This window comes from Paragemmobacter amnigenus (genome assembly GCF_009908265.2).
GTDB classification, from domain to species: domain Bacteria; phylum Pseudomonadota; class Alphaproteobacteria; order Rhodobacterales; family Rhodobacteraceae; genus Paragemmobacter; species Paragemmobacter amnigenus.
Map to the genome: position 1 here is coordinate 144,737 of NZ_JAAATX020000001.1, position 16,794 is coordinate 161,530.

Annotated in this window: 18 protein-coding genes; 3 read left to right on the forward strand and 15 right to left on the reverse strand. The window is 67.6% G+C overall.

From position 1 onward, the window contains the following. Positions 1-67: 67 nt before the first annotated feature. Together ctrA and sciP are read right to left on the reverse strand one after the other, a co-directional pair. Positions 68-787 (reverse strand): response regulator transcription factor CtrA, encoded by a 720-nt coding sequence (gene ctrA / locus GU927_RS00750; RefSeq protein WP_161760286.1) that lies wholly within the window; start codon positions 785-787, stop codon positions 68-70. Between the two features lie 89 nt (positions 788-876). Further along, entirely contained in the window at positions 877-1,155 is a 279-nt protein-coding gene (sciP, locus tag GU927_RS00755; protein WP_161760287.1) for a CtrA inhibitor SciP, read from the reverse strand. Between the two features lie 131 nt (positions 1,156-1,286). Here sciP and mnmA point away from each other — a divergent pair, with 131 nt between their 5' ends. Beyond that, entirely contained in the window at positions 1,287-2,429 is a 1,143-nt protein-coding gene (mnmA, locus tag GU927_RS00760; protein ID WP_161760288.1) for a tRNA 2-thiouridine(34) synthase MnmA, read from the forward strand. Positions 2,430-2,668: 239 nt separating this feature from the next. Here the strand turns inward: mnmA and lpxB are convergent, their stop codons facing one another. From lpxB to pyrH, 13 genes are all read right to left on the reverse strand, one after another. Continuing rightward, positions 2,669-3,787 carry a lipid-A-disaccharide synthase gene (gene lpxB / locus GU927_RS00765; protein WP_161760289.1) on the reverse strand — a complete coding sequence of 373 codons (1,119 nt, stop codon included), beginning with the start codon at positions 3,785-3,787 and terminating at the stop codon, positions 2,669-2,671. Then, the gene (locus tag GU927_RS00770) at positions 3,784-4,590 is read right to left on the reverse strand and encodes an LpxI family protein (RefSeq protein WP_161760290.1); all 807 of its coding nucleotides are present in this window, start codon (positions 4,588-4,590) and stop codon (positions 3,784-3,786) included. Before GU927_RS00770 ends, lpxB begins: the two co-directional genes overlap by 4 nt. Further along, positions 4,587-5,384 (reverse strand): acyl-ACP--UDP-N-acetylglucosamine O-acyltransferase, encoded by a 798-nt coding sequence (gene lpxA / locus GU927_RS00775; protein WP_161760291.1) that lies wholly within the window; start codon positions 5,382-5,384, stop codon positions 4,587-4,589. Before lpxA ends, GU927_RS00770 begins: the two co-directional genes overlap by 4 nt. A 2-nt stretch (positions 5,385-5,386) precedes the next feature. After that, positions 5,387-5,848, reverse strand: a complete 462-nt coding sequence (gene fabZ, locus GU927_RS00780) for a 3-hydroxyacyl-ACP dehydratase FabZ (RefSeq protein WP_161760292.1) — start codon at positions 5,846-5,848, stop codon at positions 5,387-5,389. A gap of 81 nt (positions 5,849-5,929) precedes the next feature. Next, positions 5,930-6,550 carry an OmpH family outer membrane protein gene (locus GU927_RS00785; protein WP_161760293.1) on the reverse strand — a complete coding sequence of 207 codons (621 nt, stop codon included), beginning with the start codon at positions 6,548-6,550 and terminating at the stop codon, positions 5,930-5,932. After that, positions 6,550-8,880: an outer membrane protein assembly factor BamA gene (gene bamA / locus GU927_RS00790; RefSeq protein ID WP_161760294.1), complete on the reverse strand. Its 2,331-nt coding sequence runs from the start codon at positions 8,878-8,880 to the stop codon at positions 6,550-6,552. Before bamA ends, GU927_RS00785 begins: the two co-directional genes overlap by 1 nt. A gap of 88 nt (positions 8,881-8,968) precedes the next feature. After that, positions 8,969-9,106: a hypothetical protein gene (locus GU927_RS00795; protein ID WP_161760295.1), complete on the reverse strand. Its 138-nt coding sequence runs from the start codon at positions 9,104-9,106 to the stop codon at positions 8,969-8,971. 126 nt (positions 9,107-9,232) lie between these two features. Next, positions 9,233-10,567 (reverse strand): RIP metalloprotease RseP, encoded by a 1,335-nt coding sequence (gene rseP, locus GU927_RS00800; RefSeq protein ID WP_161760296.1) that lies wholly within the window; start codon positions 10,565-10,567, stop codon positions 9,233-9,235. A gap of 3 nt (positions 10,568-10,570) precedes the next feature. Beyond that, a complete protein-coding gene (dxr, locus tag GU927_RS00805) occupies positions 10,571-11,755 on the reverse strand; it encodes a 1-deoxy-D-xylulose-5-phosphate reductoisomerase (RefSeq protein ID WP_217765504.1) in 1,185 nt (394 codons plus the stop codon). 6 nt (positions 11,756-11,761) lie between these two features. Then, on the reverse strand, positions 11,762-12,562 hold the full coding sequence (locus GU927_RS00810; RefSeq protein ID WP_217765494.1) for a phosphatidate cytidylyltransferase: 801 nt from the start codon (positions 12,560-12,562) through the stop codon (positions 11,762-11,764). Continuing rightward, positions 12,559-13,302, reverse strand: a complete 744-nt coding sequence (gene uppS / locus GU927_RS00815; protein WP_269770089.1) for a polyprenyl diphosphate synthase — start codon at positions 13,300-13,302, stop codon at positions 12,559-12,561. Before uppS ends, GU927_RS00810 begins: the two co-directional genes overlap by 4 nt. A 49-nt stretch (positions 13,303-13,351) precedes the next feature. Further along, the gene (frr, locus tag GU927_RS00820; RefSeq protein WP_161760298.1) at positions 13,352-13,918 is read right to left on the reverse strand and encodes a ribosome recycling factor; all 567 of its coding nucleotides are present in this window, start codon (positions 13,916-13,918) and stop codon (positions 13,352-13,354) included. Between the two features lie 157 nt (positions 13,919-14,075). Continuing rightward, on the reverse strand, positions 14,076-14,810 hold the full coding sequence (pyrH, locus tag GU927_RS00825) for a UMP kinase (RefSeq protein WP_161760299.1): 735 nt from the start codon (positions 14,808-14,810) through the stop codon (positions 14,076-14,078). 108 nt (positions 14,811-14,918) lie between these two features. On the opposite strand from pyrH, the gene miaA reads away from it, so the two are divergent. After that, entirely contained in the window at positions 14,919-15,815 is an 897-nt protein-coding gene (gene miaA / locus GU927_RS00830) for a tRNA (adenosine(37)-N6)-dimethylallyltransferase MiaA (protein WP_217765495.1), read from the forward strand. 155 nt (positions 15,816-15,970) lie between these two features. Continuing rightward, positions 15,971-16,792: a helix-turn-helix domain-containing protein gene (locus GU927_RS00835; RefSeq protein ID WP_161760300.1), complete on the forward strand. Its 822-nt coding sequence runs from the start codon at positions 15,971-15,973 to the stop codon at positions 16,790-16,792. Positions 16,793-16,794: the final 2 nt, after the last annotated feature.

A 16,794-nucleotide genomic window follows, 5' to 3' on the forward strand; every position in this document is an offset into this window, starting at 1 on the left:
CCTTCCCCCTTCGTCGCCCCCTTGGTTTAGGGGGCGACCGGGGACTCGTCCAGCCAATCCGGACCGCTCAGCTTGCCGCGGCCAGCGACACGCGGCGATGCGCGATCTCGGGCACGGGGTCGCGCATGACATAGCCGCGGCCCCAGACGGTTTCGATATAGTTCTCGCCGCCCGTCGCCTCGGCCAGCTTCTTGCGCAGCTTGCAGATGAAGACGTCGATGATCTTCAGCTCCGGCTCGTCCATCCCGCCGTAAAGATGGTTCAGGAACATCTCCTTGGTCAGCGTAGTGCCCTTGCGCAGGCTCAGGATTTCTAGAATCTGGTATTCCTTGCCGGTCAGATGCACGCTCTTGCCGTCCACATCGACCGATTTCGCGTCGAGGTTCACATTCACCCGACCCGTGCGGATGATCGACTGCGAATGTCCCTTGGACCGGCGGATGATCGCATGGATGCGCGCGATCAGCTCCTCGCGGTGGAAGGGCTTGGTCATGTAGTCATCCGCGCCAAAGCCGAATCCGCGGATCTTGTTGTCGGTATCGTCCGATCCCGACAGGATCAGGATGGGCGTCTCGATCCGCGCCTGCCGCAACTGGCGCAGAACCTCGTGCCCGCTCATGTCCGGCAGGTTGAGGTCGAGAAGGATCAGGTCGTAATCATAGAGTTTCGCCAGATCCACGCCATCCTCGCCAAGGTCCGTGCAGTAGACGTTGAGGTTGGCATGGGTCAGCATCAGTTCGATGCTCCGCGACGTCGCGGGATCGTCTTCCACCAGAAGTACTCGCATTTTCACTCTCCGTAAGGTCGCCCGAAGACAACTTTGCAGACCACTCATTAAACGAAGGTTACTATGGCAGCATTTGCATGGATTACAACTCAAAATTGCCGGTACTGCTGGATCTTCGTGACGCGCAAGGCCGCCTCGCCATGGCTGCGGACCGCCGCCTCCCACAGCGCGAACTCCTCCTCCGACAGGCCGTAACGCTCCAGCGCCTCGTCGCGCGGGATCAGGCCGTGCTCCACCGCCTGCACCACGACCGCCTTGCGCCGCGCGACCCAGCGCGCGGTCTCCTTCGGCGGCAGGTCGGCGCGCGTCAGGATCGTCCCGTCGGGCAGCGTCACATGGCGCGGACCGGATACACGCTTGATGTACATGGCAAGCCTCCTTTTGCCCCGCCGCCACTATCGCGCCTGATCCTTAATCCTTGCTGAACGCCGCCCCCTTGCTGGACAGGGGCGTTTTCCTATATTGCCAACGCTTCCCCTGCCCGCGAAGGCCGCCGCACATGTCCCTCGACCAACCGCTCAACTCGCTCGGCCTGCCCAAGGCCCCCGCCGACACGCGCGTCGTCGTCGCCATGTCGGGCGGCGTGGACAGTTCGGTCGTCGCCGCCGTCCTTGCCGAGGAGGGCTATGATGTCGTGGGCGTCACCCTGCAACTCTACGACCACGGCGCGGCGCTGGCGAAAAAGGGCGCCTGCTGCGCGGGCCGCGACATCCACGACGCCCGCCGCGTCGCCGAAACCATGGGCTTTCCCCATTACGTCCTCGACTATGAAAACACCTTCCGCGAGGCGGTGATCGACGAATTCGCCGACGCCTACCTGGCCGGCGCCACCCCCGTCCCCTGCATCCGCTGCAATGAAAGGGTGAAGTTCAAGGACCTGCTCGCCACGGCAAAGGATCTCGACGCCGACTGCATGGCGACGGGGCATTATATCCAGCGCAAGATGGGCCTGACGGGGCCGGAACTGCACATGGCCGCCGATCCCAACCGCGACCAGAGCTATTTCCTCTTCTCCACCACGCCCGAGCAACTGTCCTACCTGCGCTTTCCCTTGGGCCACCTCGCGTCAAAGGCCGAAACCCGCGCGCTGGCCGCCCGCTACGGCCTGCCTGTGGCCGACAAGCCCGACAGTCAGGACATCTGCTTCGTCCCGAACGGCAACTACGCCGCCGTGATCGAAAAGCTGCGCCCCGGCGCGGCGGAACCGGGCGAGATCGTGGACATGTCCGGCACCGTCCTTGGCACCCATCGCGGCGTGATCCATTACACGATCGGGCAGCGCAAGGGGCTGGGCATCGGCGGGCTTGGCGATCCGGTCTATGTGGTGAAACTCGACCCCGACACCCGCCGCGTGATCGTCGGGCCGAAAGAGGCGCTCTCCACCCGCACCATCCCCGTGCGCGAGATCAACTGGCTGGGCGACGAACCCTTCGCCAGCCGCGCCGAATGGCACCTGAACGTCAAGGTCCGCTCCACCCGGCCGCCGCGCCCCGCGGTGATCCGGCCCCTGTCAGACATCGAGGCGACGGTGGAACTGCTGAACCCCGAGGACGGCGTCAGCGCGGGTCAGGCCTGCGTCTTCTACGCGCCCGAAGGCAGCCGCATCTTCGGCGGCGGCTGGATCTGGAAGGGGCGGGGGTAAACCAAGGGCAAGCCCCCAAGACTGTGCCTGCAAGTGCCTTCAAAAGTGCAAGGCGGTGGGAAAGGCCCCAGTGGGGCGTTTCCCATCGCCGACGGTAGGGCCGCGCACGTCCTGCCGGGGCGGGCGCCTCTGGCGCACGTCCCGGTGGGGCGGGACGTGCGCGGACCGTGGCTTTGGGCCACGGTCCGGACCTGACCGTTGTTATCCTTGGTGCAAGGGCCAGCGTGGTTCGCTGGGCCTCACCCCAGAACCCCCAACACCGACCGCGCCGCCCGCAACCCCGGCGGTTCGCCCCCAGCGCCCAGCCGCTCCATCGTCACGCGCATCGCCGCATCCTGCGCCGAGGGGTCCGCCAGAACCGCCTCGACCGCAGGCGCGATCAGCTCCGCGCGGCAGCGATCCCCGATGAATTCCGGCACCACCCGCGTCTCCGACACAAGGTTCACCAAGGTCACCGTGTCGACCAGCGCCGCCCGCCGCATCAGCCATAACGTCAATGGATGCATGTCATAGGCAATGACCATGGGGCACCCGTTCGCCGCCAGCTCCAGCGACACCGTCCCCGATGCCGCCACTGCCACATCCGCCGCCGCAAAGGCCCCGCGCTTGGCCCCCGCCTCCTCCACGATCACGGGCGCCACCGGCCAGCCCGCCGCCATCTCCGCGACCTGCCCCGCCACGCCCCGCACCGTGGGCAGCGCCACCCGCAGCCCCGGATGCCGCGCGGCCAGCCGCCCCACCACCTCGCCCAGCACCGGCATCAACCGCGACACCTCGCCCCGCCGCGACCCGGGCAGCGCCAGCACCAGCGGCCCCGTCCCCGCCCATGCCGCCCGCTCCTGCCCGCTCGCCAAAGCCTCCGCTACCACGGGATGCCCCACGAAATCGCAACTCATCCCCGCAGCCTGCATATAGGGCGGCTCGAAGGGCAGCAGCGCCAGCACATGGTCCACATGGCGCGCCATCTTCGCCGCCCGCCCCGGCCGCCAGGCCCAGACCGACGGCGCCACGTAATGGATCGTCCGCACCGCTGGCTTTGCCGCCTTCACCAGCGCCGCCACCCGCAGCCCGAAATCGGGCGAGTCGATCGTGACCAACGCCTCCGCGCCCGATGCCACGACAGCCTCCGCCACCTCGCGGATGCGCCGCTTCAGATGCAAATACTTCGGGATGACCTCAGCGATCCCCATCACCGACAGCTCCTCCATCGGAAACAGCGACGCCATCCCCTGCGCCTGCATCAGGGGCCCCGCCACCCCCGCAAATTCCACATCGGGACGCAGGGACCGCAACCCCGCCATCAGCGCCGCGCCCAGACGGTCGCCCGAAGGCTCGCCCGCGACGAGAAAGATCTTCATGGCTCGCGCGCCCAGAGGAACAGGCCCGCCGCCTGCGCCTCGGCCACCATCGCGGGCAGGTCCAGACAGATCACCCCGCCCGCCTCCCAGACGATCCCGCCCAGCCCCGCCGCCGCCACGCGCCGCACGGTTTCCACCCCCAGCGCGGGCAGGTCGATCCGCCGATCCTGCGCGGGCTTCGGCGCCTTGTAGAACACGCCCCGCGCCCCCGCTGGCCGCAGGCCCGCCGGAATCGCCGCCACACCCGCCAGCATCGCATCCGTCCCGGGCAGAGCCTCGACCGCCAGACACAGCCCCTGCTGCACCACGGCGCCCTGCCCCACATCCACGGCCCCCAGCGCCGCCACGATGGCCGCCGCCCGCACGGCATCCGCACGGTCCCGCTCGCCCACCGTTCCGCACAGCACCCCCGCCGCAGGCACCAGCGCCGGCGCCACCTCGGCCACACCGGCCAGCGCAAAGCCAGCCTCGGCAAAGATCGCCAAGACCTCGCGCAAGGTCGCATCATCGCCCTGCTGCATCGCGCCCAGCAGGCGCGGCACCATCGTCGCCGTATCGGGATCGAACAGCGCGGGGTCCAGCCGCGGCCGCTGCACCGCCCCCGCGAAACAGACGCGGCTCACCCCCGCATCCTCCAGCGCGCGCAGGAAGGGCACCAGCCGCTCGACACGGAACCACAGGTCCGGCTCCACCCCGCGCGGGGCGAACCCCTCCAGCGCCGCCACAAAGGGCCGCACCTCCATCGCCGCCACCAGCGCCGCAGGCAGCCCCCCCGCCCCCGCAATGATCGCCGTCCGCGTCATTTCGGCGTCAGGAAGGACCGGTCCGAGGCCGACAGGATGAACTCCGTCACCTCGCGGACATAGGCACTGTCCGTCTCGTCCGCCAGCTTGCGCGCGCGGTCAAGGAAGGTCCCCTCGCCCTGCGCCAGCATCTGGTAGGCGGCGCGCAGCGCGGTGATCTCGCCCCGCTCCACCCCCCGCCGCTTCAGCCCGACAAGGTTCAGCCCGTCCAGCTCGCCCCGCGGGGCCTGCACCAGACCATAGGGGATCACGTCATTCGTCACCATCGTGACCGCCCCGATGATCGCCCCCTGCCCGATGCGGACGAACTGGTGCACACCCGACAGCCCCCCCACGATCACGTCATCGCCCAGCACGCAATGCCCCGCGATGGCGACATGGTTCACAAGGATCACGCGATTGCCGATCTGCGCGTCATGGCCAACATGCGCGCCGGTCATCACCAGCACGTCATCGCCCACCCGCGTGACCCCGCCGCCGCCCTCGGTGCCAAGGTTCAGCGTCGCGCCCTCGCGGATGCGGCAGCGCTTGCCCACCACCAGCCGCGACTTCTCGCCCTTGTATTTCAGGTCCTGCGGCACCTCGCCCACCGTGGCAAAGGGAAAGACCACCGTCTCCTCCCCCAGCTCGGTCCAGCCGGTGACCACGGCATGGCTCTTGACCACCACGCGCTCGTGCAGCACCACATCCGGCCCGATCACGCAGAACGGCCCGATCTCGCAGCCCGCCCCGATCACCGCGCCGTCCTCGACCACGGCAGAAGGATGGACCCGCGCCTCCGGATGAATGCCCATCGTCACGCCTTCGGCACGTCAAACATGGCCATGAAGGTGGCCTCGCAGGCCAACTCGCCCTCCACCATGGCGCGGCCCTCGAACTTCCAGACGCGCCCGCCCCCGCGCAGCGCCTTCACATGCAGTTCCAGCACATCGCCGGGCACCACCTTGCGGCGGAACTTCACCCCGTCCACGCCCATGAAGAACACCTTGGCCTGCTTGTCGACCAGATCCATCGACAGGCCGACAAGGATACCGCTCGTCTGCGCCATCGCCTCGATGATCATCACGCCCGGAAAGATGGGCATCCCTGGGAAGTGACCGGTGAATTGCGGCTCGTTGATGGTGACGTTCTTGATCCCCACGCAGCTTTCGTTCAGCACGATGTCGCGCACCTTGTCCACCAGCAGGAAAGGATAGCGGTGCGGGATGATCCGCTGGATCAGATCGAGATCGGCGGAAAGAACGGCGGTTTCGGTCATCAGGCTCTCCATTCGGCGCGGCGCAGGCGCCACCCCGCCGTGACTAGCAACCTTGGCAGGACGAAACAAGCACGGCCACGCTCAGGGCGCCGTCGCAGCCCCCCCCGCTCCCGCATCTGACGGCGCAGGCAGCTTCGACCCATCCCCCAGAACCGAGTCGATCCGCACCACGGCCTCGTCGGTAATGTCGACACCGCGCAGCGACAGGATGACGATGTTCTTGTCGAAGATCGCCACCGCCCCCGACTCGCGCATCAGATCGCCCAGAACCGGCACCGCCGCCTGCAGGAACCGCTGCCGGTCCTCGTCCCTGCGCGAGGTGAGCGCCCGCGACTTGGCATCCTGCGCCGCGCGGATCGCCTCGGTCTTGGCGTCGAACTCGGCCGCCAGCCGCTGGAATTCCTCGGCAGGCAGCGTCGCGCGCCGGTCGGTCAGATCGCGCTCCTCGGCCTCCAGCGCCTGTTCCAGCCGCAGGTTCTCGTCGATCAGTGTCTTGCTGTCGGCCTGAAACCGCGCCTCGACCGCCTTGCCGAACATCGTCTCGGACAGCAGCCTCTCGCGATCCACCATCAGGATGGGCGCCTGTGGCACGTCCAGAACCGGCGCCTCCTGCGCCGTGGCGGACAGCGCCAGCGGTGAAAGGACCAGCGAAACCGCCAGCACCGCCCCGCGCGCCAGCCGTGACAGCGGCGCGCAGGTCATCAGAACTTGGTCGAGATCGTCAGATCGAAGGACTGCTCGCGGTCATAGTCCTCCTTGGCAAGCGCCTTCGAGAAGTTCAGCCGAAGCGGACCCACCGGCGTATCCCAGAAGACCGAGAAGCCCGCGGCGGACCGGATGTTCATGCTGTCGTCGACATTGACGCCGCCACTGCCCAGCGTGTTGTCGAGCGACCAGACCGACCCCACATCCATGAACAGACCGCCCGAAATCCCGTATTCCTCGGGCAGACCCACGGGGAAATCGGCCTCGAACCGCGCAACGGCGAACATATTGCCTCCAAGTGCCTCGGTACCGTCCCGCGGACCGATCCCGTTGGACTCGAACCCGCGGATCTTGCTGTTGCCGAAGAAACGTTCGGTAACGCGGCTGTTCGTGCCGCCAAGGCTGTTGATCATCCCGCCTTCGAAGATGGTTCGCAGCGTCACCTCTTCCTGCATCACCTTCGTCTCGGCCAGCGCGAGACCCGTGGTCATGATGTACTTGCTGTCCCCGCCCAGCCCCGCGAAGTCCTGCGAGAAGCGCAGCAGCACGCCACCCTTGGGGTTCAGCCCGCTGATGCGCGAGTCGTAGGAATACGTATAGCCTAGCGCACTGCTCGTCACAGCGCCCTGCGCAACCTCGGCCGCAATGATGGGCGACACGCCTGCGGGCGGATTGCTGATCTTGCTGTCCTGATAAGTGTAGCGCACCTGCAACCGGCTCAGCTCGCCCAGCGGGAATTCCAGACCCGTGGTCAGACGGCCAACGCGAGTGTCATAGCTGGCAGAATTCGCATTGTCCGACTCGCGGTAGGATACGCCAAAGCTCCAGGCCAGATCGCGGCCAAGGAAGGCCGGTTCCGTGAACGAGAAGCTTCCCTCGGTCGCATCCGCCCCCGTGGTCAGCGACAGGCCCACCGACTGCCCGCGGCCAAGAAAGTTCTTCTCGCTCAGCCCGATGTTGAACCCGATCCCGGCCTCGACCCCGTAGCTCGCGCCAAAGGTCAGCGACCCCGTCGGCTGCTCCTCGACATCGACATTCACGACCACGCTGTCAGAGGAACTGCCCGGCTCCGCATTGACCTGCGCGTCGGCAAAGAATCCCAGCGCGCGGATGCGTTCCGCCGACTGGCGGATTTCCCGCGCGTTGAAGGGGTCGCCTTCGACCGTCCGGAACTGGCGGCGCACCACCTGATCCAAGGTCGTCGTGTTGCCCTCGATGTCGATGCGCTCGACAAAGATACGCTCGCCGCGGACGATGGCGAACTCCACGTCCAGCAGCCCGCCCCGTTCATCCCGCGTGATGCGCGGATCGACGCGCACAAAGTTCAACCCCTTGCGCAGCGCCAGATTTTCCATCCGCGTCACGTTGTTGTCGATCAGCGCGGGCGACCAAACCTCGCCGCTGCGGATGCGCTGGACCGCCTCGAACTCGGCCGCATCCACGCCCTCGATCTCGGACACGGTGCTGGTCTGGCCGATGCGGAACTGCTGCCCCTCGCGGATCGTGATGGTGACAAAGAACGCATCCCGCTCGCGCGACACGTCCGACGTCGCGTCCAGCACCTGCACATCGGCATAGCCGCGCGCCAGATAGAAGTCGCGCAGCAACTGCTTGTCCAGCTCCAGCCGCTCGGCCACGAAGGTGTCGCGCTGGATGACCTGACGCAGCAGACCGGCCTGCTTGGTCTCCAGCACCTGCCGCAGGCGGCGGTCGCTGAAGGCGCGGTTGCCCACGAAGGACAGACGCTCGATCTCGGCCACCTTGCCTTCGGTCACCTCGAAGACCAGATCGACACGGTTGCCGTCACGGCGGATGATGCGCGGATCGACCGTCGCCGCGATCCGGCCGCGCAGGCGGTAGGCATCGGCGATGGCGGCGGCATCCTCTTCGGCCTGCGACGGCGAATAGACCAGACGGCCGCGCGATTTGGCGATCTCGGCCAGCTCCTCGTCCTTCAGGCGCGAATTGCCCTCGAAGTTGACGATGTTGATCATCGGATATTCGACGACGCGGATCACCAGCGTATTGCCCTGCGGCTCCAGCTCGACGGATTCGAACAGGCCGGAATTCACGATGTTCTGGTAGGCATCGTTCAGACGCGCCGCCGTCACCTCCTCGCCCCGCCCGATTCCGGCATAGGCGATGATGGTGGCCGGTTCGATGGCGCTGTTGCCTTCGACCTGGACGCTGGAAAAACTATAGGTCTGGGCGAAGGCGGGCCCTACGACCGGTGCCGCGATGGCAACGCTGCCAAGGAAAGCCGCGATGAGTGCAGGGCGAACCAGACCGTTCTCCGACTTGCCGATCCTGCCAGCCGTTTTCCGCATCGCTCAAGCCCCGCCAATAACAACTTCTTGTGCCTTCACTAGCTGGAAGTGCAGGAGTTGTCAAAAGGCAGGGGTGAATTTATCGCCCTTAATGGCCGAGAAGTGACGTTCCGATGAAGGCACCGGCCAGCAATCCGGCGATCATCGTGCCGACCGTGAAAATACGGTCCGAATTCACCACCATGATCACCGACAGGCCCTTGGTGCCGTTTGCGATGTAGTGCATGTCCGTCATCTCCCTATCCGGTCGGACGAGCGATGACCCGCGAATGTGGCGCGAATTTGGCCCAGCACCGGCAGTTTCGCGACATGGCCACCCGCGACCGGCCCCCTGACGGAACCGGTGGCGCGATCAGCAGAACAGATCGTTGGACAGCGCAAAGGCCATCAGCGTCAGGATCGCCGCCAGCCCCACCGTCATCAGCACGCGCAGCGCCTTGGCCGTCGGCGGCTTTCCCGTCACCGCCTCCCAGGCGTAGAACACCAGATGCCCGCCATCCAGCACCGGCACCGGAAACAGGTTCATCATCCCCACCGCCGTGGACAGCATCGCGATGAACCAGATGAAGCTGGTCAGCCCCGCGCTCGCCGCCGCACCCGAAGTTTCGGCAATCCCGATCGGCCCGCGCAGGTTGCACGACGAGATCGCCCCCGTCACCATGTGCCAAAGCCCCGACAGCGAGGTCGCCGCGATGTCCCAGCTCTGCTCGGCCCCCATCACGATTCCCTCGACCGGACCGGGCTGGCGCGTCTCGGGCTCGAAATACAGCGCCCCCGTCAGCCCGATCAGCCAGCGCGTCTCGAACCCGCCCTCGGCCAGCGGCAGATCGACCCGGCGCGGCTGCAACTCGCGCTCCAGCGTCTCGTCCCCGCGCATCAGGCGGAGGGTCAGCGCCTTGCCCTCCGACGCCCCGACCAGCGCGCGCAGTTGCGGGAAGCTGGCGACCGGCACCCCGTCGACCGAAAGGATGATATCCCCCGCCTCGACCCCCGCCTCGCGCGCGGCGGAATCGGGCTGCACCGTCTCCACCACCGGCGGCAGCGGATGGGCATCGCGCAGCGTCACGCGCTCCGCGCCCCGCTCCACGGTATAGTCCAGCACACCCGCCGCAGGCTGATCTGCCGCCGCATCCAGAAAGGCCGCGAAATCCGGCGTCTCGGTCCCGCCCAGCGCCACGATCCGGTCGCCGCTCTGCAGCTGCGCCTCGACCCCCGGCAGGGGCCGGACCGACCCCACCGTCGCCGTGTCGGTCGCCACGCCATTGACCCAGAAGATCCCCGCAAAAACCGCGACGGACAGCACGAAATTGAACAGCGGCCCCGCCGCCACCGTCGCCGTCCGCGCCCAGAGTGGCGCGCCATGCATCGTCGCGCGCATCTGCTCTGCCGTCAGCCCGCCCAGCTCGTCCACATGGCCCGCCGAGGCCGCGTTGGAATCCCCGAAGAACTTGACATATCCCCCAAGAGGCAGCGCCGCGACCTGCCAGCGCGTCCCGCGCCGGTCCACCCGCGACCACAGCACCGGCCCGAAGCCGATGGAAAAGACATCGGCATGGATGCCCGACCAGCGGCCGACGATGTAATGGCCGAACTCGTGGACAAAGACGATGATCAGCAGCGCGACCACAAAGGCCGCAAGCGTATAGGCCAGCCCGCCAAAACTCGGGATCAGCGCAACGATATCCACGGTCTATCTGCCCCTTTGCCGCTTTGCGGCCAATTCACCGGCCCGCACTCTGGCCAGATGGTCCATTGCAAGCACGTCCTCAAGCCCCGCAGGCGGATTTCCCAGCGCACATTCCGAAGATAGCCGCGACATGGTGTCCTCCACCACCCCCGCCATGTCCAGAAAGCCGATGCCGCCACCCATGAAATGGTCCAGCGCGATCTCCTTGGCCGCGTTGAAGGCCGCGCCCGACAGGCCGCGCATCTCCATCACCTCGCGCGCAAGGCGCAGCGCGGGAAAGCGCGCGGGATCGGGCGCCTCGAAGCTCAGGCTGCCCAGCTTGGCCAGATCCAGCCGCTCCACCGGCACATGCCCGCGCCCGGGCCAGTGCAGGGCAAAGCCGATGGCATGGCGCATGTCGGCAGGCCCCATATGCGCCATCACGCCCCCGTCGCGGAACCCCACCAACGCATGCACGATGCTTTGCGGATGGACCAGCACCTCGATCATCTCCGGCGCAAAGCCGAAGAATTCCCGCGTCTCGATCAGTTCCAGCGCCTTGTTGAACATGGAAGCGCTGTCGATGCTGATCCGGCTGCCCATCGACCAGTTCGGATGCGCCTTCGCCTCGGCCACCGTCGCCGCCGCCAGCCGCTCCAGCGGCCATTGCCGGAACGGCCCGCCCGACGCGGTGATGATCACCCGCTCCACCGCCGCCGCATCCTCGCCCGTCAGGGCCTGGAACACCGCCGAATGCTCGCTGTCCACCGGCAGGATCGTCGCGCCATGGTCCCGCGCGGTCGACATCAGCAAGGCCCCCGCCGTGACAAGGCTTTCCTTGTTGGCCAGCGCCAGCATCCCCCCGTGGCGCAGCGCCCGCATCCCCGGCACCAGCCCCGCCGCACCCACGATCGCGCTCATCACCCAATCCGCGGGCCGGTCCGCCGCCTCGGCAATCGCCGCCGCCCCCGCCGCTGCCTCCACACCGGACCCCGCCAGCGCCTCGCGCAGGGCGGGCAGCTCCTCCTCATGCGCGACGACCGCCACCTCGGCCCGCAACTCGCGCGCCATCTCGGCCAGCCGCGCCACGTTGCGCGCCCCGCTCAGCGCGACCGTGCGATAGGCCTCGGCCCCGCCCGCCCTGCGGATCAGGTCGAAGGTGCTTTCCCCGATGGACCCGGTGGCCCCGAAAATCGAAATCGACCGCATCATGCCTCAACCGATGGGAAGCTGCGGCAGGACCAGTCCCAGCAGCATCACAAGAACCGTCGCCCCGATCAGCGCGTCAAAGCGGTCCAGCAGACCGCCATGCCCGGGGATCAGATGCGACGAATCCTTCACCCCCGCCCGCCGCTTCAGCCAGCTTTCCACGACGTCGCCCATCTGCCCTGCAAAGGCCACGACCGGCGACAGCAGCAACAGCGCGACGCCCCCCTTGCCCGCCAGTACGAAGCCAAGCCCCACGACAACCGCGCCGATCCAGCCCGCCACCGTGCCCGACCATGTCTTCTTCGGGCTGACCGCGGGCCAGAACTTCGGCCCCCCGATCATCCGCCCCGCGAAATAGCCCGCCACATCCGACATCACCACGACCATGACCAGCCAGATGATCCCCGCCGTCCCCGTCGTCTCGCGCAGCGACACAAGCCCGTATCCCGCCACCATGATCGCCGCGGCATAGACCGCCGAAATCCGCCGGTCCCGCCGCGGAGTCAGCGCCAGCGCCACCGACGGCACCAAGAGCGCCGCCGCCGCCAGATCCGACCGGAACAGCAACGCCCCCCCCAGTGCCGCCGCCGCGATCCCCGCCATGACCAGCGGACGGTTGCGCTGCACCGGCGCCGTGATCGTCGCCAGTTCCCAGATCATGCCGGCCGTCAGCAGCACCACCAGCACCGCAAAGGACGGCCCACCCAGCCAGATTTCCGCCGCCCCCACCGCGACCATCACGATGGCCGACAGCACGCGCGGCCGCAGATCGCCCCAGCGGCCCGGATCGGGCGCCCCTGCTGTCATCCGTTCACCACCCCGCCAAAACGCCGCTCGCGGTTGCCAAAGCGCGCCACGATCGCGGCCAGCTCCTGCGGCGTGAAATCCGGCCACAGGGTCGGCGTGAATTCATATTCGGCATAGGCCGCCTGCCACGGCAGGAAATTCGACGTCCGCGTCTCGCCGCTGGTGCGGATGATCAGGTCCGGATCGGGCAACCCGGCCGTATCCAGCCGCGCCGCGACCGCAGCCTCGCCCACCTCCTCGGCACGCAACCGCCCCTCGGCCACATCCAGCGCCACGGCCCGCATCGCCCGCGCGATCTCGTCCCGCCCGCCGTAATTGATCGCCACAGTCAGGTTCAGCCGCGCCCCCCCCGCCGTCCGCGCCTCGATCCCCGCCATCATCCTTTGCAGCTTGGGGTCAAGCCGCGACCGGTCCCCGATGAAGCGCAGACGCACGCCCTCTGCTGACAGCCGGTCAGCCTCGCGCTCGATATAGCGGGCAAAGATCGCCATCAGGCCCAGCACCTCTTCGGTGGACCGCTTCCAGTTCTCGGTCGAAAAGGCATAGACCGTCAGCCAGCGTATCCCCAGATCGGGACAGGCGCGCACGATCTCGCGCACCCGCTCGGCCCCGCGACGATGCCCCACCAGACGCGGCCACCCGCGCGAGGTGGCCCAGCGCCCGTTGCCGTCCATGATGATCGCCACATGCTCTGCCGGGCGGGGCAGGTTCTTCGGATCGGTTGTGTCGCCTTTGCCCAAGCCCCTGCTCCCCTCGCCTCCGCCACGGATTGCCCGTCGCGGAACCGCCTCAGACCTGCATGATCTCGGCCTGCTTCTGTTCCAGCTGCTTGTCGACCGCGGCAATCGCCTTGTCCGTCAGTTCCTGCACCTCGTCCGACCACATCTTCTGGTCGTCCTCGGACATTCCCGCTGACTTGGCCTTCTTGATCTGGTCCATCCCGTCGCGCCGCACGTTGCGGATCGCGACCTTGGCGCTTTCGGCATATTGCGCCGCCACCTTGGCCAGCTCCTTGCGCCGCTGCTCGTTCAGCTCGGGGATGGGCAGCCGGATCAGCGGCCCGTCGGTCACCGGGTTGATGCCCAACCCCGACTCGCGGATCGCCTTCTCCACCTTGGAAATCATGCCTTTGTCCCAGACATTGATCACCACCATCCGCGGCTCGGGCACGTTCACCGTGCCAAGCTGGTTGATCGGCGTCATCTGCCCGTAAGCCTCCACCTGGATCGGGTCGAGGATCTGGGCCGAGGCCCGCCCCGTGCGGAGCGAGGCGAATTCCTGCTTCAGCGCAGTCATCGCGCCGTCCATCCGGCGCTGGATCGCGTCAAGGTCGATGTCGAGGTCGTCAGCCGACATGTGGTCTTCCTTCATTCTCCGGCCCGCCCGCGGACCGTTTCCCTGATCTATAGCAGAGCCGCGCCACAACGGAACCCCGTAGGGCGGGGTTCACCCCGCCACGACGCCACCGCCACGACGCACCCCACGACGCCCCTGCCAAGGCCCGCCAGCAGCCTCAGCCCTGCACCCGCGTATAGGTGCCCTCGCCGCGCAGGATGCCGCGGAACCCGCCCGGCTCGTCCAGCGAGAACACGATGATCGGCAGGTCGTTATCCCGCGCCAGCGCGATGGCCGAGGCATCCATCACCCCCAGATGCTTGGCCAGACACTCGTCATAGCTGACCGTCTCGTACCGCTTGGCATCGGGGAATTTCTTGGGGTCCTTGTCATAGACCCCGTCCACCTTCGTGCCCTTGAAGATCGCCTGACAGGCCATCTCGTTGGCGCGCAGCGTGGCCGCCGTGTCGGTGGTGAAATAGGGGTTCCCCGTTCCGGCGGCAAAGATGCAGACCCGCTTCTTCTCCAGATGCCGCACTGCGCGGCGGCGGATATAGGGCTCGCAGACCTGATCCATCGGGATCGCGCTGATCACCCGCGTGAACACCCCCAGCGCCTCCAGCGCCGACTGCATCGCCAGCGCGTTCATCACCGTGGCCAGCATCCCCATGTAATCCGCCGTCGTCCGCTCCATCCCCTGCGCCGACCCTGCCAGCCCGCGAAAGATGTTGCCGCCCCCGATCACCATGCAGATCTCGACGCCCAGTTCCTGCACCGACTTCACCTCCTGCGCGATGCGCGCGACGGTGGGCGGATGCAGCCCGAATCCCTGATCCCCCATCAACGCCTCGCCGGAAATCTTGAGCATCACGCGGCTGTATTTGACCGATGCGTCAAGGACCGGTTTGGACATGGGAAACCCCGCTTTTCGTAATCTGGTTGGACTGCGGCGCAAAATGTATGAAAACGGCGGCGGGTTCAACCGGGAACGGCAGCGCAGGCGAACCCCGCACGGGGATATGTGCAGACAGGAAACGAGGGGGCCGTGGGCTTCGACATCTCGACCATCTCGCGCGAGGCGCCCGTCCTGATCGCAGGCCCCACCGCCAGCGGCAAATCCGCGCTCGCGATGGAGATCGCCGCCCGCGACGGCCGCACGGTCGTCAATGCCGACGCGCTGCAGGTCTATGCCAACTGGCGCATCCTGACCGCCCGCCCCTCGGCCGCGGACGAAGCGGCACTGCCGCACGCCCTCTACGGCCATGTCGCACCCGATGCCGACTGGTCGGTCGGCCACTGGCTGCGCGCCGTTCTGCCGCTCCTCGACCGCCCCCTGGTGATCGTGGGCGGCACGGGCCTTTACTTCACCGCCCTGACCGAAGGTCTGGCCGAAATCCCCCCCACCCCGCCCGACATCCGCGCCCGCGCCGATGCCCGCCTCGCGCGCGACGGTCTGGCCGCGCTGCTGGCCGATCTCGACCCCGCCACCGCCGCCCGCATCGACCGGCAGAACCCCGCCCGCGTCCAGCGCGCGTGGGAGGTGCTCATGTCCACCGGCCGCGGCCTTGCCGACTGGCAGGCGCAGACCGGCGCGCCGCCCCTTCCCCTTGCCCGCAGCGAACCGCTGGTCCTGCGCCCCGACGTGGACTGGCTCAACGACCGCATCGACCGCCGCTTCGACATGATGATAGCCGAAGGCGCACTGGACGAGGTGCGCGCCGGACTGCCCCGCTGGGACCCCGCCCGCCCCTCCTCGCGCGCCATCGGCGCGCCGGAACTGGTGGCCCATCTGCAAGGCAGCCTCGCCCTGCCCGATGCCATCGCCGCCGCCAAGCTCGCCTCGCGCCAATACGCCAAACGGCAGCGCACATGGTTCCGCTCGCGTATGGGCGACTGGCGCGAATTCGCCTTTTCCTGACAGCGGTCGGGCAAATCCCCGCCGAAGGGTGGCAAAGTTATCAACAGATACGCGATGATCTGTGGATAAAGACCGGTTAATGCCATTTTTCCGCTTGGGTCACCTGCAATGCCAAGGGTATGATTCGGACGAAGACCTTGGCGGAAGTGCCTCATATGACTGACCAAACCCAGACCGCAGCAGCAGCGGGCACAGCCGCCGGACAGGCGCGTCTGGTTGCAATTCCGCGACTTGCCGCCGGTGGCCGCTGGCGGGTAGAGGCGATGCGCGCCATCTCCGAACCCATGCTCTTGTGGTTCACCAAGGGTCAGGGCCGCATCACCATCGCGGGCGTCACCCGCGGCTATACCGCCCACAACGCCGTCTTCATTCCCGCCGGCGTCATGCACGGCTTCGAGGTCGGCCCGCAGGTCTTCGGCACCGCCGTCTTCTTTGGCAAGGACTGCCCGATCCCCCTGCCGCAGACCCCGCAACTCCTCCGCATCCGCGAGGTGCATGCCCAGCAGGAGGTCAACGTCATCCTCGACATGATCCTGCGCGAGATGAACTCGGACAGCCCCGCGCATGAACGGGCGACGCGGCACTATCTCGGCCTTCTGGGCGTCTGGCTGGAACGCCAGTCGGTCAAGGCCGCCCCCGAACAGGCCAAGCCCGACGCCGCCAAACGGCTCGTCGCGCGCTACACCGCCCTTCTGGAACGCGACTTCCGCACCGGCGCGGGCGTGTCCGAATTCGCCGCCGCCCTTGGCGTCACGCCCACCCACCTGTCGCGCTGCTGCCGTCAGGCCTGCGGGCGCTCCGCCCTCTCGCTCCTGCAGGACCGCCGCATCTTCGAGGCCCGCCGCATGCTTGCCGAAACCCGCCTCCCCGTGGGCGAGATCGGCGCCAGCCTCGGCTTCACCTCGGCGGCCTACTTCACCCGCGCCTTCCAGCACCTGACAGGCAAATCGCCGACAGAGTTCCGCAAGTCGGTCTGATC

Bases quoted from the DNA above. Each gene is read 5' to 3' on its own strand.
- fabZ (WP_161760292.1), bottom strand. From the start codon at position 5,848: ATGACCGAAACCGCCGTTCTTTCCGCCGATCTCGATCTGATCCAGCGG.
- pyrH (WP_161760299.1), bottom strand. From the start codon at position 14,810: ATGTCCAAACCGGTCCTTGACGCATCGGTCAAATACAGCCGCGTGATG.
- bamA (WP_161760294.1), bottom strand. From the start codon at position 8,880: ATGCGGAAAACGGCTGGCAGGATCGGCAAGTCGGAGAACGGTCTGGTT.
- GU927_RS00810 (WP_217765494.1), bottom strand. From the start codon at position 12,562: ATGACAGCAGGGGCGCCCGATCCGGGCCGCTGGGGCGATCTGCGGCCG.
- lpxA (WP_161760291.1), bottom strand. From the start codon at position 5,384: ATGGGCATTCATCCGGAGGCGCGGGTCCATCCTTCTGCCGTGGTCGAG.
- mnmA (WP_161760288.1), top strand. From the start codon at position 1,287: ATGTCCCTCGACCAACCGCTCAACTCGCTCGGCCTGCCCAAGGCCCCC.
- lpxB (WP_161760289.1), bottom strand. From the start codon at position 3,787: ATGAAGATCTTTCTCGTCGCGGGCGAGCCTTCGGGCGACCGTCTGGGC.
- GU927_RS00770 (WP_161760290.1), bottom strand. From the start codon at position 4,590: ATGACGCGGACGGCGATCATTGCGGGGGCGGGGGGGCTGCCTGCGGCG.
- sciP (WP_161760287.1), bottom strand. From the start codon at position 1,155: ATGTACATCAAGCGTGTATCCGGTCCGCGCCATGTGACGCTGCCCGAC.
- GU927_RS00785 (WP_161760293.1), bottom strand. From the start codon at position 6,550: ATGACCTGCGCGCCGCTGTCACGGCTGGCGCGCGGGGCGGTGCTGGCG.
- dxr (WP_217765504.1), bottom strand. From the start codon at position 11,755: ATGCGGTCGATTTCGATTTTCGGGGCCACCGGGTCCATCGGGGAAAGC.
- GU927_RS00795 (WP_161760295.1), bottom strand. From the start codon at position 9,106: ATGCACTACATCGCAAACGGCACCAAGGGCCTGTCGGTGATCATGGTG.
- GU927_RS00835 (WP_161760300.1), top strand. From the start codon at position 15,971: ATGACTGACCAAACCCAGACCGCAGCAGCAGCGGGCACAGCCGCCGGA.
- frr (WP_161760298.1), bottom strand. From the start codon at position 13,918: ATGTCGGCTGACGACCTCGACATCGACCTTGACGCGATCCAGCGCCGG.
- ctrA (WP_161760286.1), bottom strand. From the start codon at position 787: ATGCGAGTACTTCTGGTGGAAGACGATCCCGCGACGTCGCGGAGCATC.